Below are 19124 nucleotides of genomic sequence, written 5' to 3' on the forward strand. Positions count from 1 at the left end.
GAAAGAGCGAAACCTGTATAACCGTTTTCTTCGCTCTTTCACTCTTTCATTCTTTCGCTCATTATATTTCGTATATTTCGACTTCATCTTTAAGAATCTTTTCCCAAACGACGCAATCACCAAACTCTGATTCCCTTACATGGAAACCAAACTAAAGCCTGTTGATACGAGTGTCTGGCGTAAAAAGCCCCTGGCGGCTTATGAAGCCGACATGAAAAAAAGTGAACTAAAACGCGTCCTAACTCGCTGGGGATTAACCTCGCTCGGTATTGGAGCCGTTATTGGTGGCGGTATTTTTGTATTGACAGGTATTGCCGCTCACGACTGGGCTGGTCCCGCTTTGGCGTTGTCCTTTGTGCTGGCCGGTGTGGCCTGTACGTTTGCGGCCCTTTGTTATGCCGAGTTTGCCTCCATCCTGCCGGTAGAAGGCTCAGCGTATGCGTATTCATACGGTACCGTTGGTGAAATTTTCGCCTGGCTTATTGGCTGGAACCTGATTCTGGAGTATATGATGGGAGCCACCACCGTGGCCGTTAGCTGGTCCGGCTATTTTGAGAAACTCCTTCACCTGTTCGGCATCAATCCACCCCTGTGGTTAATGAACGACCCCGTTACAGCTCAGGAAAAAGCGGAGAAATTACGCGCTGCGGGCGAATCTATCCCTGATTTTTCATTTGCCTTCAACCTCCCTGCTTTCCTGATCGTACTGGTCGTTACCTACATTCTGGTTCGGGGTATTAAAGAAGCGGCCAGCACCAATAACATCATTGTGATCATCAAGGTGGCCGTGGTTATTTTCGTTATCGTGGTCGGTGCGTTTTACGTTGATACGGCTAACTGGCATCCCTTCATTCCAGAACCTGTTATCGACAGCGGAGGTCAGCAGCATTATGGTTTCAATGGTATCGTGACGGCGGCCAGTATTGTGTTCTTCGCCTACATCGGCTTCGATGCCGTTTCGACCCAAGCTGGTGAAGCCATCAACCCCAAGAAAGACGTACCCTTCGCTATCCTTGCTTCGCTCATCATCTGTACGGTCCTGTATATTCTGGTATCGCTGGTGCTGACTGGTATGGTACCGTTCAAAAGCCTGGACCTGAAGGCGCCGGTAGCGCAGGCATTTGCCGATAAAGGCTTGACGTGGGCCGTTTATATCATCACGATCGCGGCTTTGGGCGGACTAACCTCTGTGATGCTGGTGATGATGCTGGGCCAGACCCGTGTGTTCCTGGGTATGGCGAAAGATGGGCTGATTCCTCCCGGCTTGTTTGCGTCTATTCACCCCAAGTTCAAAACACCCTGGAAGAGCACGATTCTGGTGGGCCTGATCGTATCGGTCGTAGCCGCGTTGACGCCTATTGATAAGGTATCGGAGTTAACCAGTTCGGGAACACTGCTGGCGTTTGCCATGATCTGCGGAGCTGTATGGCTGCTGCGGGTTCGGGAACCCAACCTGGAACGCCCTTACCGGACGCCTATTCTGCCCGTTATCGCCACGCTAGGTATTCTGGCCAACCTGTACCTAATGTACAATTTGCGGACAGATACGAAGATATCCTTCATAGTCTGGTGCGTAATTGGCCTGATCGTTTACTTCACCTATAGTCGTAAACACAGCCACCTGAACAAACCTCAGGAAGAAGCTTAGAAAGCCTTTTTACAGTAATTAGTCACAAACGCCCTCTGATGCCAGCATTAGAGGGCGTTTTCATTAGTCTATAGACTAAACAAGTGCTATTTTGCCAACCAATGAGTGGACAGGAAATTGTTGGCTACGCATCAGCCATTGTAGTTGGGTTAGTGATCGGATTAGCCGGGGGCGGAGGCTCCATTCTGACGGTGCCCATTTTTGTGTATGTTTTTCATATTCCAACAATCCTGGCCACTACCTACTCGCTGTTCGTTGTCGGCACCACCTCACTGGTTGGTTCTGTCAATCACATCTGGCATAAGCGTGTTGACTTGCGGGTAACGCTGGCCTTCGCACTGCCGTCGTTCATTTCGGTCTACTTAAGTCGCCGGTATCTAGTGCCCGCCCTCCCCGACCCACTGTTCCAGTTTGAGCGGTTCGTACTCGCCAAAAGTGAAGCCATTCTCTATTTCTTTGCGTTTGTCATGATCATAGCCGCCCGCGCCATGCTTCGCAACGAGCGCCCGGAGGAAGGAGAAGCCGCGGACGGACGCCCCCGCTATGGCAGCCTGGCCCTCGACGGCCTGGCGGTGGGTTTGCTCACAGGGACCATTGGTGCTGGCGGTGGATTTCTGATCGTGCCCATGCTGGTGCTGCTGGCAGGCTTACCCGTGAACCGGGCGGTGGCGACATCCGTGTTGATCATTGCCGTTAATTCCTTTGTTGGTTTTATGGGCGATCTCCAACACACACAGCTAAACTGGAATTTTCTGTTGCCCTTTACGGGTTTATCCATTATCGGCATTTTCGCAGGCATGTATCTAGCCCGATTTATAGCCCCCGACAAGCTCAGAAAAGGGTTTGGCTGGTTTGTATTGGTCGTGGCGATCTACATGCTCATCCGGGAGCTGATGTAAGCGTAACGCGGGTAGAAACCGCGATCATAAATTTAAAAGTGGATTTCTACGGCTTCGGCCGACCATCTGCCTTACACGATGATCATCGAACAACTCTATACAGGCTGTTTAGCGCAGGGAGCGTATTATATTGAAAGTAATGGCGAAGCGGCCATTATTGATCCTCTTCGCGAAACATCACCTTATATCCGCAAAGCCGAGAAAGCCGGATCGACAATCAAGTACGTTTTCGAGACGCATTTTCACGCTGATTTTGTGTCAGGACACATTGATCTGGCCCAAAAAACGGGAGCAACGATTGTCTATGGCCCACACGCCAATACACGCTTCGAAGCGTATCATGCCCAGGATGGCGAAACGTTCGCGCTGGGAAATGTGACCATAAAAGTACTGCATACGCCCGGCCACACGCAGGAGTCCACGACGTACCTGCTCATCGACGAAACGGGAAAGGAACACGCAATCTTTACCGGCGACACGCTGTTCATTGGCGATGTAGGCCGACCCGATCTCGCCATCAAAGGGGAACTGACCGAACGCGATTTGGCCGGCATGTTGTACGACAGCCTCCAGACGAAAATTATGCCTTTAGCCGATGACGTGATCGTGTACCCGGCGCATGGTGCCGGTTCGGCCTGTGGGAAGAACATGAGTAAAGAGACAACCGATTTGCTTGGTAATCAGAAACGATTCAATTATGCCCTGCGGGCCAAATCGAAGGAAGAGTTTATTGAGAAAGTACTCGATGGCCTGACAACGCCCCCCGCTTACTTTGCCGAAAACGCCCGCCTTAACAAAGAGGGTTACGAACCCATTGATCGCGTTATGAAGCGGGGCAGTCAGGCACTTTCGCCCGACATCTTTGAGTTTGCCGTCAACGAAACCAGTGCCCTGATTCTGGATGTGCGGGATGCCGACGATTTTGCCAAAGGCTTCATTCCGAACGCCATCAACATTGGCCTGAATGGGCAATTTGCGCCCTGGGTAGGTGCGTTGATCCCCGAACTAACGCAGCCCATTGCGCTGGTCGCACCCGAAGGCAAAGAAACCGAAACTGTTTTGCGACTGGCCCGCGTTGGCTACGATCATTGCATTGGCTTTCTGGCCGGTGGTTTTTCAGCCTGGGCAGCGGCCGGGAAAGAAGTCGATACGGTGGCGTCTATTTCGGCCGAAGAGTTCGCCAGCCGCTGGCAGCAGAACCCGGCTATTCCGATTGTCGATGTGCGAAAACCAACTGAGTTTACAGGAGAACACGTTGAAGGAGCCGAAAACCTGTCACTGGATGATCTCAACGATCACATGACCGAAATTAGTCGTGACGAGCCCGTATATGTTCACTGCGCCGGTGGGTATCGGTCGATGGTAGCCAACTCTATTCTGAAAGCGCGGGGATTTGATAATGTAGTGAATGTAGAGGGCGGCATAGCAGCCATAAAAAAAACGGGCGTACCGATTGTAGCCGACACACCCGCTGCCCATTAAGAAGAGTTTGATCGAACAAGTCGAAGGCCGTGCTAGACGTTAACGTATGGCACGGCCTTCGACTTGTTGGATGGCTTTATCGCTTTGTACCGCTGCGATGGACCCTATGATTCGGAATAGGAGCCAGTTATTTTTAATGTCTGTCAAGCCGTACGGCGGTACTATCCGTGGCACGCGAGCTCACAAAAATTAATTTATGTAACTCTGTTAATTCATCCCCTCCCAAAATTCAGCTATTCACTACACCCAGTCCGTCATTCACTGCTTATTTTCAGCAGTGCATTTCAACTCAGCATACTTTTGATTCAAAACAAACCACCTCTATCCACATTTTAATAGCCTCACATCTCAATGCCCCCGCTTCTCTACTTTCATCCGATCACTTAGCGGCTTTTTCGTCCGCTAAGCTTACCACACAAAACTAAACACACGCCTAACCAACAGCTTAAAGCTGATACACGGGCATGTCCAGTGAAGAATTTATAAAATATGCACATATGAGAAATATCATGTTATCCACACTCACAATCCTACTAGCCTCCGCAGCCTACGCCCAGAACTACGTCAGCATCACCCAAAACGGTGGGGGCAACAACTCGGCATCCGTCACCCAGTCGGGGGAGGGCAACAGCGTCAGCATCAGCCAGACGGGGGGTGCGACTACGGATGACCCTAAGCCCGGCAACCGGGTAAGCCTGCGGGTGCCCCGTGGCACCCGAACCACGATCAACCAGCAGAACGTCGGCCCTAACTCGGTCGAGATTTCCCAGGAGGGCCAGGCTACGGCGACAATCACCCAATCGTCCCAAACGGGTGAGAACGCCATCCACACGCTCCCTGTCCTCCCCGACCATCGAGGTAAAACACGGCCGTCAAAAAGCTGGAAACGGCAGTAACGCAGGCGTCATAACCACGTAGTTCGATTAACTAACCCAATGAAAAAAGTACTCCTTACCGGCACGGCCCTGATAGCCTTTGCCGCAGCTGGTTTCGCCCAGACCAACCAGGCTGGCAGGCGATGACTACCGCGTCGTCGGTAGTACCAACAACGGCCGCAAGGCTCTCGACCTTTACCGGTCGAACACCGTCGAGGCAGTCCTGTGCGACGTCGTCATCAATAAGGAATAAGACGGCAGCACCGGAAACAACGCCTGCTTGATACGGAGCAGCGGGGATACGGTTGCTTCTTACCAGGGGCGTTTAGCTGAGCAGCCGGTGTTACTCGCTGTCGACTCAGGCAAATAAGTAAGCCGCGGGCTGTCAATGAGTCGACGCCCACAGGGAATAGATATGTTCCCGAACGACGATTCGTGTGCCTGGCCTGCCCAACCGGGTTCAGGCCGATTTACCCGAATCTACCCACCGCAGCTCACCAGGCAACGCTGAGTAACGCACGTACAACAAAGTGAAAACGCTCGCTGGCCAGGAGCTGATCACCCGACGGAAACGCTCTTACGATACAGAAAGGCGCATCGAACGCCAAAAGACCTTACGTTTCAATTCATCCTTTTTATTTTTATAATCCAAAACCATGAAAAAAGTAATTCTTTCTCTTGCTGCTGCATGTGCCATCACCACTGCTTTTGCCCAAAACCAAGCTACCCTCGATCAATCTGGAAATAGCCAACAGGCAACAATAAAACAAGCTGGCCAAAACCAGGCCTTAATTAGACAAAACAACGGTTCGTCTGGAACGGGTAGTAACAGCCTGATCTCCAGCCAGGCAGGATTCGGCAATTACCTGCAGTCTACGCAGTCCGGAACAACGAACTCGGCCAACTTTGCTCAGAAAGTACAGGGAAGTTCGTACGCTTACTCGACGCAAACGGGGACGTCAAATAAGATCACGTCTGAACAGGCTAGTTACAGCGGGTCGGCGGCTACGGCGTACTTCACCCAAAGCGGTACTAGCAACGAGGCAACACTCATCCAGGCCGACAACGTTAGCGGTCAGGGAGGCACCTATGCTACATTTACTCAATCCGGTGACAAAAATATAGCCTCTATTAAGCAGGGCGATGCGACTACTGGCGATGGGAACACGGCGACCATTACCCAGAAAGGCAATTTGAATACTGCTAAGCTTGAGCAGACAGGTGTTCTGCATATCGCTGATCTCTCTCAAGTTGGCAACAACAACGTAATTAAAGGGTTGAGTGGCGACATCGCTATACAGAGCGGTATATCTAATAGCCTCATAATTAACCAGAACAGCAATTTTAACACGGCTTCGGTTGGTCAGAGTGGCACAGGAAACACGGGTAATATCCAGCAGGGCAACTAATCCCTGGTTCGCCTGGGCGGATCAAGCTTACAATGGTACCAACAAGCCGTCCTTACAGCAGGGCGGCTTGTTCCTGTTCTATTTAAAAAATATAGTGTTGGCTTCTTCTTTACCGATACGGCATGGATTTGGTTGCAAGCGGAAGGAGACAGCCAGGGTAGTCAATTGTAGTCCGGTAAGCTGAAGGAACAATTTATGCGTTAGGTCAGTCCGGCACCTTCGGCGTAATTGATCACCCTTACCAACCCCAGAGAGAGCCGGAGCTTACCCGCACGACCGTTTCTTTTAACAGACCTTGATCCGCTAATCAGGAGTCTTATACATTTTCTCACCTGGTTGCACGGCTGAATCTCAAAATACGCTCCCCATTGAGACTTAGGATCTTTACTGTGCCTGTTCCTTAACTTGGGCCTCTTATAGGTAGTTTACAAACCACAGAATCACGAAAACCTGGCTTATCTGACCATCCAGCTAAAAGGTGAATGGTCAGATAAACCAGGTTTTCGTGATCAGTTGCCGGTTCCGGCATCGGTTCTTCGGGAAGAAACCCATCCGAAAACAGGCTTTCGATTCACCCGGACCGATTGAGTACCCCAACCCCGTGTCAGCTGGAAAATCGGCCGGTGCGGGCGGGTTGACGAAGAGCAAGGGTTGCAAAGGCTTAGTTCAGAGCCACCAACCGGTCCGATGTTGCCACCGGCTGGCTCGAGATCGTAACGGAGCGGGTGGTGACGTCTCTGCCATTGGAAATGACCACCTGATAGGCGCCATCGGACAGCTCACTCAGATCAAGCCGCAGACGGGCAGATGTTTGTTGCTTCCCGATTTGTTGATCAAAAAGGACGTCCCCTTTCTGATTCACCAGGCGAACGGTTAGCGCCCCGCCGGTTTGTTTATCGAGGGCAATTTGAAGCTTGCCTTCGGTCGTAGTATAGATACCCGTTTGGTAAGTGGCCACCTGGGTGGGTTTACGAGCGGGTTGGTTTTCGGCCTGGGTAGCCGAGGAGGTGGTTACCGTTAAAGAAGCCGCCAGAAGCAGGGTGGTGAGGAGCGTTTTCATGAGCGATCAAGTTTGGTTGTTTTTATCCGTTTTGGATGAATCAAAGGTCGCTCCGAGGCTCAGAATAGGCTGTCACAAATGAGTCAACTACTGGTAGTTTTGTGCCATGCCTAGTTTACTGATGGTGTTTGACAATCGTTAAAAAGGAATCGTCTCAAAATGGCTCCCAAATGAGACGAAGGAGCGGATTGGGAGATAAACACCATCCGTCGCATACGCTCTTCAATTGTCATCATTTTGTTAATTAAAAGCATGTATACGCTGTTGGGTCTTACCTTCTGGCTCTGGGTAGCTCAACATACAGGCATAAGTGTATGTCGGGTTAAGAATTTGTGGGGCGGAGCGACTCAGGTAATTTCATCGCCCCACGCGCGCAATAGCAAGCGTACTTTTCCAGCCTGTAGGGTCTTTTTGACCTGGATACCGGTGATTGCCAAAAGGAAAGTGATCCCCGCTTTTGCCCGGGCGCATGAAAGGGCTACCTGTGCTGTAGAAAGATCAGGTTACCAGGAGAAAGAAAAAAGCCGAACGGTTAAAGGCCAATTCATGAATTAGGCCACACACCACGGATCCGCACTCATCAAGGTTCGGTCATTGACATTTCGGGCCAGTGGCCGGACCTTGATAAGTGCGAAACTGCCTACTTGAAGGCATTGCGGAGTTGAGTAGCGGCTAACTCCTGGGCCTGTTGAGCCTGAGGAACAATTGCGTACATACCAAAGAACTCGTGCGTCGCCCCGATAAACAACTGATACGTCACCGTCACGCCCGAAGCCTGTAACTTATCCCGCAGCTGCATGCCCTCGCTTTGCAAGGGGTCGATCTCAGCTCCAATGATGGTGGTTGGAGGCAAGCCCGTCAGATTAGCCACATCTACCAGCGAGATCAGGGGGCTGTCTCCATCGGCCGGTGAGTTAAAGTAGTTCGCCGTGAAGTACTCAACCAAAGGCCGGTTCAGGGGTTTGGCATTGGCATACTGATTATAGGAAGGCGTATTGAGGTCATTGTTCGCCACGGGAAACACCGACAAAATGTGCACCGGTAAACCCACACCCTGATCACGGGCCATCATGGCCACGGTTATGGCCATATTCCCCCCCGCACTTTCGCCCGCTACGGCCACCTTGTCGGGATTGCCGTTCAGGCTGGCCGCGTTGGCCTTTACCCACTGATAAGCGGCAAAGGCATCGTTGTGGGCAGTGGGAAATTTATTCTCAGGGGCCAGCCGGTAATCGACCGAAACAACCACGGCCCCTGTCTCCTCGGCCAGCGCTAAGGTAGAGTATTCATACACCTCAGGGCTGGCGATCACCCAGCCGCCCCCGTGGTAGTAAACAATGACGGGTAGCGGCCCCGTGGCATTTTTAGGGGTGTAAACCACGATCCGAATGGGGGTTCCGCCCGCTCCCGGAATCATCTGCTGACTAATAGTCACATTAGCTGTTGGCCGGGCAATGTTATTTTTATCCAACAACGAATTAACTGCATCCTTAAAGGAGGGCTGCTGACGGGCCTGTTGGGGCGTAAGCTCATTGAGCGGGGTGGGAGCCAGCCGGCCCAGCTCTTCGATGACCGCCTGCATTGGGGGTGTAATGGTGGGTGCCCAGTCAGGTTTGGGACCGGTCGGCTGAATCGTCTGACCAGGTTGAGGAATGCGGTGATCCTGGCAGGCAGTGAGGGTCAACATGAGCAGGCCAGCCCCTACGAGTGGCAAGCTCAGGGAAGAAAATAGATTATTTTTCATGAACGTTAATTGATTTGTTATCAAAACCCGAGGAAGGGGAAAGAGTTACTATTTTAGTATTTTTTTAGTAACTGGCTAGCTCGAATGCTACGGATGGCGTTGGACAGCGATTAAAAATCACTGTCTCACAATTCGCTCCAGCTTGAAACGATAAGGCATTCATGTATATACTTCGAATCAACCTGGTAATATCCCAGCGAAGCGATCCATCAGCCTGTATCACCACAACTATTGACCGGCAAAGTTCATCATTAGGATTAATAGCCCAAGAAGTTCTAAGGATTGAATCGGTCAACGGTAGTTTCCGCGACGAGTGTCTGAAAACGCACTGGTTCTTATCCTTAGAAGATGTTCGAGATAAGTTCGAACATTGGCGGCAGGAGTACAACAACTTCCGACCTAACAGCTGGCTGGGTGGATTGACACCGGATGAAGTTGAAAAGGGAAGGTAAAACAAACAAATGAAGGTCCGACCCTAAATCTTTGCCCGGTACGCTTTTCGGGGGGACCTCAAGGCGGCTCAATGATGAGTCAAAACTGGCTCACCGAAGGCAGAAAACAAGGTCTTATTCAAATTGCCCTTTTCTGACAAAACCAGTTCATTACAAAGATTTGAGCGGCTGACCGTCCAGTGTAAAAAGAAGGTTTACTTACTTTAGAACGTATAGTTTTTGAACCTATTCCTCTAATTCATGTTGATACAACAATTAAGTGGAGCCAATGTATGGTGCTCAGTACAAAGCAATTACTGAAACCGACTCTCGTAGTTAGTTGAAAGCTGATAGATAGATTTCATTCCACAGACTATTCAAGATAGCAACTTATTATCATTAGGCGAATGAACGCCTAACGAGGTTACGACATGGCTTTATTCGTGCGCTCTAAAGCCAGAATTAATACCTGAAGCAGAGATTTTTGACACCTATTCTCTCTCACTATGAATATTAATAAAGAGTATTGCCTGACTGTCTCACCTGGCAAAGTTGCTCGCGTGCTATTCCTGATTGCCTTATCATTGACGGGCCTGAGTTTACTAGGTGCTTACATAGAGTTGCACCAGAACTATGAGGCAATGCATCGATACATTCATCACCTGGTCGAAAAAATGAACGTAGACGGGGAGCTAAGTGTGCCTGCTTTTTATAGTGTCATTTTATTGCTCATCGCCAGTTGTTTAGCCTGGTTCATAGGTTACCATCAAAAATCGACTGTATCGCTTCCGAATTGTTGGTCACTGCTCGCGTTTGTCTTCTTACTACTGGCCATGGATGAAGGAATTGGTTTTCATGAGTATTTAAATGGAAATACATTGAAGCCTTTTCGTTCAATGAGCAGGTATCTTCACTGGACATGGGTTATTCCTTATGCGCTGTTTGTGGTGATATTCTTTTTCCTGTATGTACCATTTTTACGGTCGCTTCCTTCCAGAATAGCGGGTCTGATGATTGTGTCGGGCGCAATTTATGTGGTTGGTGCCATTGGGGTTGAAATGATGGGCGCTGGATTTTATACCCTTGAGGGGCAAATGAGCATTGAGTATAAACTATCGACTCATCTGGAAGAAATGATGGAGATGACCGGCCTAATCGTTTTCATATATGCACTAACAGAGTATATACAGAATCATTGGAATATTGCTGTTCAGCGTAAGGGCCATTAAAGTAGTTACACAGTTATTTCCACCAGGGTTGCCATAGTGGGTTCATATGGCTTGGAGATCAGCATCGGCCAGTTAGTTATCAGCCATCTTGATAAACTCCTATGCTACCTACGGATGGCGTTGGACAGATATTAAAAATCACTGCCTCACAATTCGCTTCCTGTTTTGAGCCAAATCTGTCTCTGGTAAATTGGTTTTATGAAAAAGGGTCGGCAACATAGAGTAGCCGACCCTTTTTCATAAAACAGTGAGAAAAACAATCCTTTCAGCCAAGCCGGGTAAACCCTTCGTCAGGGGTCTCCACCTGGTTCACTAGTTGTTAGGCGGAGTCGTGCCCGTCGAGGAGGACGAAGAACTACTGCCCTGACTGCCACTCATACTTTTTGATCGGCGGCCGCTACGACCTTGGGTTGAGCCTTGAGTGTTTGCACTGCCATTGCCAGTTGTCGTACTAGTGGTCGATCCGTCATCCATCGCTCCATTACTGGATGTGCTTGTCCCTTTCATGGAGCGACGGCCTGATTTATTGCGATTCATCTTACTATTGCCCGACGAGGTTGAACTGTTGTCGGAACTAGTCCCCATTGTTGATCCAGTACTGTTACCACTACTGTTGGTTGTGCCATTTTGATTAGCCGACCCATTGGTTCCATTGCCGGTGCCGCTGTTTGATGTGGTTCCGTTGGTCGAAGATTGGGCCTGGGCGCTGAAGGAGACTACAGCCAATAACATAGCCCCCATGAATACGATCTTTTTCATAACCTTGAGTTTATTTGTTGTCAATCAACCAGTTGGTTGAATAGTAGCGTAACCCTATGTACCAACTTAGGTTTATAGTTTCATGGACAAATTATCAAGTGGAATATTATTAATATTTCGTGCTGTATCTTAAAGCGTATGTTACTAATAGCGCTAGAGAAATAGTAAAAAAACGACGTATCACAATTCACTCATAAGTGAGACATGAAGATACCCTTGTATTTGCTTCACTACTGGACCTTGCATTGGCCAACTTAGTTTAATACGTCTTAATCTCTATCCTTAGTTTACCCAACCGTTAGTCCCGTCAGCCTGGTAGTTTAACGGAGGGCTAGCCCTCGGTTGACTCGCAAATGGCGGTTGGCGGTCGTGCTGCCTAATATTTGAAAGACGGGGCCGTTAGGGGGCGCTGGCTTCGGGCTTTGTTTTATGAATCGAGTTCAGGAATTTCTATCCTAATAAAACTTATTTTGATAGGACTTCTGAGGCACTGCAGGAGTTGGATGTCCTATTTCCTCAAACCCTCCCAAACGAAACATAAATAAATTGAATCACCTTAAATCAAGCCTTTTAGAAGTAAGCCTCATGCGTTGCCTAACTCAATCCAGCTCAACTAGTGAACTTTACTAAATTCATAGGCTGGTGAGTAATCGGTGCGATAAAGCCGAAGGATGAAAAATGGTTATATAACTGGTTTGTCTATAAAAAAGCCGTCATCTGAAAAAACTATATGCATCTCCCCTTATGGGTTGTAGCGATCACGCTGGTCCTAACGGGAAGCCTGTGGCTCCGACAAGGGATTCGGCGACTGATCAAGTGGGCAGCTAGTCCCCTTGTAGGCAAGCTGCTCCCCCTTCAACCGAGCTGTCCCTTTGTGGTGACAAAAGCCGGCAAGTTTGCCATCTGGCAGAGCCGTAAAACCTATGGACAGGTATCGGTGGAGATGCCCACGCCAATCGTTATCTCAGTGCCAACGGGTAAACAACTGTTGATCCACCAAGCCCACTCCAATGTGATAGTCAGCAGTGTAGGAGAAACCCGTTTCCAGTTGTTTACCTTCTGGGCCGGGCCCGGAGACTACCAGCTCGAATTACCGGACCCTGGCCCCGAGCGAATTTACACTCTGGAGATCCGGGCCTTTAAGCCAACCTATCAAATGGTCCTGGCCATCCTACTGACCATCCTGGGGGCAGCAGCTCTGATCGTGGGTGTCGTTATACTGATTCAAAACGTACTGCCTGAAAGTCAATCGTTGCCTTATCGTAACTGCCGTTACGGCCCCTTTTATTGCTGTTTTTTTACTCCGTTAATTCCTTTGACGACTGCTGCCTGAATGGGATAGATAATAAAATAGTAATCAGCTATTGAAAATAATAGTACCAAACGCGCCCATGTGAAACGCAAACCCTCAGGGTTAGTGACTGATTCCCGCGCTACCGCACAAAACACCTCATGTGCTCGCTGGTGAAAGCCGAGATTACCCCAACCTACAGTGTTTCCTCTAAAATCTATTCTTTACTCGTTAAGTACAAGCCATAAATTTACCCGCTCCAGGGGTCTGGCCACGCTAGCGGCCTGGCTCTTCGTTAGGCATAGCCAAACTCCTACAGCGATCGGTGGTTAGTCCCACATAATATCGGTCCACAAACAATATTGGTCCGCAAGCGGATTATTACTGAAACCAAGTCCGTATTTAATCCAATTAAAACAGTCTCATTCATGCAATCTATTGAGTATCCCCAGGCAGAAGAACTTAAAAGTGACATACAGGCGTTTCCGGCCATCCAGGCTAAGATGACCCCTGAACCTAACAGCGACCTGAACAATTACCAGGCAGCGGGTAAACTGAAAGGCAAAGTGGCTATCATTACCGGGGGGGATTCGGGTATTGGCCGGGCGGTAGCCATCGCCTTTGCGAAAGAAGGGGCAAACGTAGCCATTGCCTATATGGCTGAAGAGGAAGTGGATGCTCAGGAAACCAAGCGTCTGGCTGAACAGTTTGGCGCCACTTGCCTTACTATCCCAAGCGACGTACGAAGTAAAGCTAGCTGTCAGGACATTATCGATAAAACGGTGGCTCAGTTTGGGCAACTGGATATTTTGGTGAACAATGCGGCTTATCAACACATTGTCGAAAAGATTGAAGACATTACTGAAGAGCAACTGGTTCGTACATTCCACACCAACATACTAGGGTACTTTTTTATGGTACAAACCGCCATGCCGTATCTGAAAGAAGGGGCTTCGATCATCAACACTGGCAGTATTGTGGGGAAACAAGGCCAGCCTAAACTGGTTGATTATGCCTCAACGAAGGGCGCGATTCATGCCTTTACCATGTCTTTGGCCACCCAACTGGGCGAGAGAAAGATTCGGGTCAACGCGGTGTTACCCGGTCCGATCTACACGCCCTTCCTGCCAGGGGCGGGTATGGGTCCTGAGGGCGTGGTAGAAGCGGCCCGTAAAACCATTATGCAGCGACCCGGCCAACCCGAAGAGCTGGCCCCTGCCTATGTCTTGCTGGCCTCCAGCGATGGGTCTTACATTACGGGAAGTCTGTTGGATGTCAATGGAGGGAATGCGTGATACATAGCTTGTTGTAGGGGCATGACCAAGGGTCTGTTAGGCTTTTCTATTGTTCATGCCCCTTTTTTTATTGGGCCGGTTTTGGCGCCGTTGACAAAACCGCAGCGTATAGGCTAATCGCACGCTGGAGGTAAAACGGAGCAGATAATACAAGCCAGCGTCTTGTGAAACGCTCTTTATCTTTGAATACTCATGACTGTAGCTCGACAACCGATATGACCCAGGGCCGTTCTTGAGAGACCAGCCGTCAGTGGGCTACTCCCGCACAGCCTGCCGAAATCTTGCCTCCGATTGTTCTATATAAGCCAGGTAACCGGCCCGGTCGATAAACGGGGCTATAGGATCAGCAAGCGTGTCTCGTTGTCTCAACTTAGCGGCCATGTTAAAAAAACTCGCATGTGGACCTAAAAAGAGGTCGGCCGGTATCCGGCGTAGCTTGACAAACGTTTGTCGGAATTCGGCTTGCAGTTGCGCATCATACCACTCCCCTACCAATGAACTGGGAATCAGCGTGAGGCTGCTGATATCGACGGCCAGTAGCCTCCTGTTGCCATCCCTTACTGGAAACGTCCAGGTCGTGCTTCCGGGCGTATGCCCGGGGGTGATATAGGCGGTGAGCTCAATAGACCCCAGGCGGATCGTAGTACCATCTCTAAACTCATGGTCTATATGCGGTACGGGATAGCTAGTCAGACCGGTGTAGATTAGAAAATTCATCAAACTTAAATTGCGTTTACCCGCACCGCCCCTTTTGATTAACTCGGCATCGGGCTCACTAATCCAGAGCTTTGCCCCGGAAGCCTTCTGCAAGGCTGCCAGTCCGCCCGCATGGTCTACATGCGCATGCGAGTTGAGCAATATTTTTACATCGTTTATCTTAAAGCCCAGCCGGCTAATGTTCTGTAGGATCATCTGGGTGTTGCCTGGGTAGCCGCCATCGATTAAGACATGGCCTTGAGCGCTGGTGAGTAGAAATGAGGTCATCTCTTTAGTACCTACGTAATAGAGATTACCCGCAATGCGAAAAGGATCTTGTCTTTGCTCACCGCCTTTCTCGCTGACGTACCTCCACTGGATGCCCAGCCAAACCAAGAGTAGGGTAAGCATCGACAGCAAGCCCAACCAAGTTTTACGCTTCCAGCTAACCTGGCGGTTAAGGGCATAGACAAAACGAGCCAGCACCGCTCCGGCTAAGGAGGCCAGAGCCAGCACCAGTGGTATACGGATACTGGGGTTGGCCAAAGCCCAGGATAGCATCAGCATGGTTAGTACGGCCAGCAGTGCACCGGCCCACGTCCAGCGCCCTAACGGTGTTCTGGCAGGTGAATAAGAGTGGCTGTTCATTGATAACAAATTAAAATAGAAAGTACTTTGCAATTCAAAGTTAGTGAATAAAACAAGATATGTACCCTTTCATGTCGTATACACTTACCCTACTACCACCTTTTTTCATTCTCTCCCGTTACTGATAGCAATCGTCGTAAGAAAGTGATGCAAAAAGGCAAGACAAGCAGCTAAAAAGGCCATTATTCAGGAAAACGTACAGGCTACAGAGCTGGCCACGTTTTCCTATAACAGCGAAAGACTTCTGCTGAAATGGCGCAGTACTACGGATACATGGTTTGTACTGACTGTTAAGATCGTCCGTCACTGCGGTTGATTTATGACTAGCGTGCGGAGTGGGTGACAATTGTATGACGAGGGCCGATCGTCGGAATCCCGGCTAAAATCGCTCCTGACTAAAATTTAGACAGATGGCTAAAATTAGACCGGTAGTGCTTTAAATGGGTATTTAATTGGACGACTTACTTTACTATCTGGCCAATCCACTCTGGGGCATACTACAACTTAAACGATGGAGGCAGACGAGAAGCTGGCCAGCTCTGGATCATTCCAAATCTTCAGTCTGATGGTAAACGTAGTTCCAATGCCTAGCTTACTCATCACCGTAAGCTCCCCTTGCTGTAATTCTACATACGTTCGACAGATGGCTAGTCCTAAGCCCGTTCCCGGATACGTGGCTGCATTACTGGCTCGATAAAATTTATCAAAAAGGAAGGACAACTCATCGGCTGGTATGCCAATCCCTTCATCCTGAACAATGAGAAGAATCGCATGACCGGTAAAATGAATGGTTAACTGCGGGTTGGTCAGCGAAAATTTAAAAGCATTACTGAGCAGGTTACTCAGCACATGACTTAAAAGTTTACGATCGGCACGGGCCTGGGTGGGCTCTCCCAGGACCTGTAACTTAACTTGTCGCTGATCGGCTCGGTCCCGAAAAGTCCCATGAAGCAACTCTTTCACCAGCCTTACCACGTCAACGGATGCCAGGTCCAGGGGTACCTTACCCTCCTCGATTTTACTGATGCTCAGTGTATCTGTTATTAAATCGGTCAGGGCATGAACCTTTGTCAGAATGTTATTCAAATGTTTATCGATTGCCGGAGATAAAGTCGACCCATCAGCCTGGGCGAGGTAAAAGCGGATCAGCTCGGTACTAGAGCTGATACTGGTCAACGGGGTACGGAACTCGTGAGAGGCCGTGCTCACAAATTGTGATTTGAGTTCATTCAATCGTCGCTCCTGCTGTAACGATGCCTCCAAAATTTTCTCCTTTTCAAGGACAGAGGTGATGTCCGTTGCCACCCCTAAGCGACGCGTAAGTTCACCTTGTTCATCATAGATGCCGAAAATTCGTGCACTTAGCCAGCGGATACTTCCATCCTGATGATAAGCCCGAAACCGCAGGCCCAGTTCCGACTCATTACTCCGGAAAGGTGCCGCAAGTAGCGGGCGGTCTTCTTCGACCACACAATCCAGAAAAGCAAACGGGTTCTCATAAAGAGCATCCACCCGCTTACCGGTAAACTTCTCGAAAGCGGGATTCATATAGAGAAACCGGGGTTCGTCTACCGCCCGAACCCAAAAAATTTGGTCTACATTTTCGGCTATTTCCCGGAACCGCCGTTCACTGGCTGCCAGTGCCTCTTCAGCCTGCTTCCGATTCGTTATATCTGTTAGCGTGCCCGAAACCCCCATTGGGTGGTGCTGCTCATCGTAGTTCAATTGTGCATTGAGATCGAGCCAGCGATACCCCCCCGCCTGGTGGATGAACCGATATACCCCTCGAAGCGGGGTCTTCTCCGGGGCGCTACCGGGCATTATCCGGGGAAACAAAGCTGACCGGTCCTCAGGGACAACAGCATCCAGAAAATGTTCGCCCAGGGTTTCTCCCAGCCGAAAACCGGTTACCCGTTCCCAGGCGGGATTCAAAAAAGTCCACTGCCCCTGCGCATTGGCCTGAAAGACAACAATTTCCAAGTTTTCCACCAGCGACCGATACCGTTGCTCGGTGGCCTGCAGGGTTTGGTCAACCAGCTCTTGAAGCTGCTCATTTTTTTCTTGCAGCTGAGCCTTGGCTTCTTGCAGTGGTGTAATATCCAACACCGTGAACAGCACGTGCTGGCCTATCCGGGAAAGGATACATTGGCACCAGCAGGCGAGCCCGTCCATCGTAATTTGTTGCGCATACTGCTGGGTGATGCCCCCTTGAACCACCTCCACCAAGCGGTTAAATAAGCCCAGGCTGGCAGCCGTTGGGAATATGCGGGCAAAGCGATGCCCGCTGAGTTGGTCTGCCCTCCGACCAGTGATAGCCGCATAAGCCGGATTAGTCAGTATAAAGACGAAATCAGTAATTTGATTCCCTTGCCAGACCGGACTTAGCAAGGCCAGACCAACGGGTGAATGGGCAACGATATCTTTCAGTAAGGTAATTTGCGGGTCGGAAGCATTGTCTGGTAGCAGGGAACCGTATGGCTGTAGCGGGTAAAATTGGGGCGTTAGGCTGGCATTGGACGGAGGTGCTGGCGAACCTGTGGTTGACGCGGTAGTGCGTACCGATGAACTGGCTACATGGCTAGTGGCTAATTCTACCAAAAAACTATTTTGCAGCGGAGTAATCGTTAGTTGTTCAGACCCACCCGCGGGTAAGCTATAGGCCAGTGAGCAAGTATGACCCCTCTGTAAGGCTTGCCAGAAAGCCTCTCCCAAATAGGAGGGTTGGTTGGCCCACCAAGCCGTCAGGCAGTTGCCGGCAAAAGGCGTGTCTAGCCCAGTAGAACTATTGCCGATTAGCTGTAAGTCAATCAGTTGATTCTGCTCATCATATAACGGGGTAAACACAAATAGTGCCTTAGTATCCGTTACGCTTTTTATAAATGGAGCCGCTCGGCTGACAGAGGAATCACTATTCATTAAAGAGAGGGCCAGTTCTGACCAGCCAATTATAGATTGTCGTTTTGCTAAGGTCAGTTTTCATACCGCGTAGATGGATTCACCTTCAATAACTGTCTTGCAACGCCACTCCCATTTCTACCATTGCGGGCAAACACACTGGAGTCCTGGCAATTCTGTCGGTGATAAAAGTTTATACAAGCCGATTGGTTTAGGTTTGTCGTACGAAGCCAAGCCAGCGGCCAGGCAACGATGAATAACTAATTACTCTATTTGTACTAAATAAAGTAAAGGTTACCCCCTGTAAAAAAGCGTCAGTGCCCTTTTACCACTTGATCTTTCGAAAAGTTTGATGTTGTTGAGTAGGTGAATTAAAAGAGATTTGGCTCAGTCATGAGCCACTGGTGGTATTCGGGAAGGAGTTCCCAAATGAATACACGCTATTAAATAAAAGGCGAAAGCTACCTAGATAAGGTTAAAAATATTATCTTTTTATCTAATTTAAAAATTATAACTTTCCGTTTTTTAGATTTTACTAATACTGTATAGCTAAAGTCGTCCTAGGTCACAGGTAGTATCTACATGCCTAGTCAGGAATTTGGGATTAGGTTGCCGGGGCCGCGACTGTGTATGTTCAAAGTAGTCATGGAATGTGTTGACGTAAGCCGCAGTCAATGCGAAACGTTACAATACCTGCTATAAATTTTCTCCGTTTTCGTCTGACCTACTTTATGGTTTTGGCTGCTCAGCTTACCGATATTTG

15 protein-coding genes are annotated in these 19124 nt (G+C 49.4%); 9 read left to right on the forward strand and 6 right to left on the reverse strand.

Features of this window, described 5'->3' with window-relative positions:
* Nucleotides 1-139: 139 nt before the first annotated feature.
* From ACYVK4_RS05720 to ACYVK4_RS05740, 5 genes are all read left to right on the forward strand, one after another.
* A complete protein-coding gene (locus tag ACYVK4_RS05720) occupies nt 140-1648 on the forward strand; it encodes an APC family permease (protein WP_461126510.1) in 1509 nt (502 codons plus the stop codon).
* Between the two features lie 101 nt (nt 1649-1749).
* Entirely contained in the window at nt 1750-2547 is a 798-nt protein-coding gene (locus ACYVK4_RS05725; RefSeq protein ID WP_461126511.1) for a sulfite exporter TauE/SafE family protein, read from the forward strand.
* Nucleotides 2548-2625: 78 nt separating this feature from the next.
* Nucleotides 2626-4029: an MBL fold metallo-hydrolase gene (locus ACYVK4_RS05730; protein WP_461126512.1), complete on the forward strand. Its 1404-nt coding sequence runs from the start codon at nt 2626-2628 to the stop codon at nt 4027-4029.
* Nucleotides 4030-4538: 509 nt separating this feature from the next.
* Nucleotides 4539-4925, forward strand: a complete 387-nt coding sequence (locus ACYVK4_RS05735; protein ID WP_461126513.1) for a curlin repeat-containing protein — start codon at nt 4539-4541, stop codon at nt 4923-4925.
* Nucleotides 4926-5560: 635 nt separating this feature from the next.
* Nucleotides 5561-6313 (forward strand): hypothetical protein, encoded by a 753-nt coding sequence (locus ACYVK4_RS05740; RefSeq protein WP_461126514.1) that lies wholly within the window; start codon nt 5561-5563, stop codon nt 6311-6313.
* A 486-nt stretch (nt 6314-6799) separates the two neighbouring features.
* Here the strand turns inward: ACYVK4_RS05740 and ACYVK4_RS05745 are convergent, their stop codons facing one another.
* The 3 genes from ACYVK4_RS05745 to ACYVK4_RS05755 form a co-directional block, all read right to left on the reverse strand.
* Nucleotides 6800-6961, reverse strand: coding sequence for a hypothetical protein (locus ACYVK4_RS05745; RefSeq protein WP_461126515.1), 162 nt, complete (start codon nt 6959-6961; stop codon nt 6800-6802).
* A gap of 13 nt (nt 6962-6974) precedes the next feature.
* On the reverse strand, nt 6975-7373 hold the full coding sequence (locus ACYVK4_RS05750) for a T9SS type A sorting domain-containing protein (protein WP_461126516.1): 399 nt from the start codon (nt 7371-7373) through the stop codon (nt 6975-6977).
* A gap of 640 nt (nt 7374-8013) precedes the next feature.
* Nucleotides 8014-9117, reverse strand: a complete 1104-nt coding sequence (locus tag ACYVK4_RS05755) for an alpha/beta hydrolase fold domain-containing protein (protein WP_461126517.1) — start codon at nt 9115-9117, stop codon at nt 8014-8016.
* Nucleotides 9118-9278: 161 nt separating this feature from the next.
* On the opposite strand from ACYVK4_RS05755, the gene ACYVK4_RS05760 reads away from it, so the two are divergent.
* Nucleotides 9279-9569: an integrase core domain-containing protein gene (locus ACYVK4_RS05760; protein ID WP_461126518.1), complete on the forward strand. Its 291-nt coding sequence runs from the start codon at nt 9279-9281 to the stop codon at nt 9567-9569.
* A gap of 485 nt (nt 9570-10054) precedes the next feature.
* A complete protein-coding gene (locus tag ACYVK4_RS05765) occupies nt 10055-10777 on the forward strand; it encodes a hypothetical protein (RefSeq protein ID WP_461126519.1) in 723 nt (240 codons plus the stop codon).
* Nucleotides 10778-11089: 312 nt separating this feature from the next.
* Here ACYVK4_RS05765 and ACYVK4_RS05770 read toward each other — a convergent pair whose 3' ends face one another.
* Complete coding sequence (locus ACYVK4_RS05770) at nt 11090-11536, reverse strand: hypothetical protein (RefSeq protein ID WP_461126520.1); 447 nt, start codon at nt 11534-11536, stop codon at nt 11090-11092.
* 730 nt (nt 11537-12266) lie between these two features.
* Between ACYVK4_RS05770 and ACYVK4_RS05775 the strand changes: the two genes are divergently transcribed.
* Both ACYVK4_RS05775 and ACYVK4_RS05780 read left to right on the forward strand, forming a co-directional pair.
* The gene (locus ACYVK4_RS05775; RefSeq protein ID WP_461126521.1) at nt 12267-12869 is read left to right on the forward strand and encodes a hypothetical protein; all 603 of its coding nucleotides are present in this window, start codon (nt 12267-12269) and stop codon (nt 12867-12869) included.
* A gap of 386 nt (nt 12870-13255) precedes the next feature.
* The gene (locus ACYVK4_RS05780) at nt 13256-14122 is read left to right on the forward strand and encodes an SDR family oxidoreductase (protein WP_461126522.1); all 867 of its coding nucleotides are present in this window, start codon (nt 13256-13258) and stop codon (nt 14120-14122) included.
* Between the two features lie 255 nt (nt 14123-14377).
* On the opposite strand, the gene bla is transcribed toward ACYVK4_RS05780, so the two are convergent.
* Nucleotides 14378-15466 (reverse strand): subclass B3 metallo-beta-lactamase, encoded by a 1089-nt coding sequence (gene bla / locus ACYVK4_RS05785; RefSeq protein WP_461126523.1) that lies wholly within the window; start codon nt 15464-15466, stop codon nt 14378-14380.
* Between the two features lie 504 nt (nt 15467-15970).
* A complete protein-coding gene (locus ACYVK4_RS05790; protein ID WP_461126524.1) occupies nt 15971-18382 on the reverse strand; it encodes a PAS domain-containing sensor histidine kinase in 2412 nt (803 codons plus the stop codon).
* Nucleotides 18383-19124: the final 742 nt, after the last annotated feature.

The sequence above is a fragment of the Spirosoma aerophilum genome, assembly GCF_054782495.1.

Excerpts from the sequence above, each read along its gene's own strand:
- ACYVK4_RS05735 (WP_461126513.1), top strand. The coding sequence starts at position 4,539 with ATGTTATCCACACTCACAATCCTACTAGCCTCCGCAGCCTACGCCCAG.
- ACYVK4_RS05755 (WP_461126517.1), bottom strand. The coding sequence starts at position 9,117 with ATGAAAAATAATCTATTTTCTTCCCTGAGCTTGCCACTCGTAGGGGCT.
- ACYVK4_RS05760 (WP_461126518.1), top strand. The coding sequence starts at position 9,279 with ATGTATATACTTCGAATCAACCTGGTAATATCCCAGCGAAGCGATCCA.
- bla (WP_461126523.1), bottom strand. The coding sequence starts at position 15,466 with ATGAACAGCCACTCTTATTCACCTGCCAGAACACCGTTAGGGCGCTGG.
- ACYVK4_RS05790 (WP_461126524.1), bottom strand. The coding sequence starts at position 18,382 with ATGAATAGTGATTCCTCTGTCAGCCGAGCGGCTCCATTTATAAAAAGC.
- ACYVK4_RS05740 (WP_461126514.1), top strand. The coding sequence starts at position 5,561 with ATGAAAAAAGTAATTCTTTCTCTTGCTGCTGCATGTGCCATCACCACT.
- ACYVK4_RS05780 (WP_461126522.1), top strand. The coding sequence starts at position 13,256 with ATGCAATCTATTGAGTATCCCCAGGCAGAAGAACTTAAAAGTGACATA.
- ACYVK4_RS05750 (WP_461126516.1), bottom strand. The coding sequence starts at position 7,373 with ATGAAAACGCTCCTCACCACCCTGCTTCTGGCGGCTTCTTTAACGGTA.
- ACYVK4_RS05770 (WP_461126520.1), bottom strand. The coding sequence starts at position 11,536 with ATGAAAAAGATCGTATTCATGGGGGCTATGTTATTGGCTGTAGTCTCC.
- ACYVK4_RS05725 (WP_461126511.1), top strand. The coding sequence starts at position 1,750 with ATGAGTGGACAGGAAATTGTTGGCTACGCATCAGCCATTGTAGTTGGG.
- ACYVK4_RS05720 (WP_461126510.1), top strand. The coding sequence starts at position 140 with ATGGAAACCAAACTAAAGCCTGTTGATACGAGTGTCTGGCGTAAAAAG.
- ACYVK4_RS05775 (WP_461126521.1), top strand. The coding sequence starts at position 12,267 with ATGCATCTCCCCTTATGGGTTGTAGCGATCACGCTGGTCCTAACGGGA.
- ACYVK4_RS05730 (WP_461126512.1), top strand. The coding sequence starts at position 2,626 with ATGATCATCGAACAACTCTATACAGGCTGTTTAGCGCAGGGAGCGTAT.
- ACYVK4_RS05765 (WP_461126519.1), top strand. The coding sequence starts at position 10,055 with ATGAATATTAATAAAGAGTATTGCCTGACTGTCTCACCTGGCAAAGTT.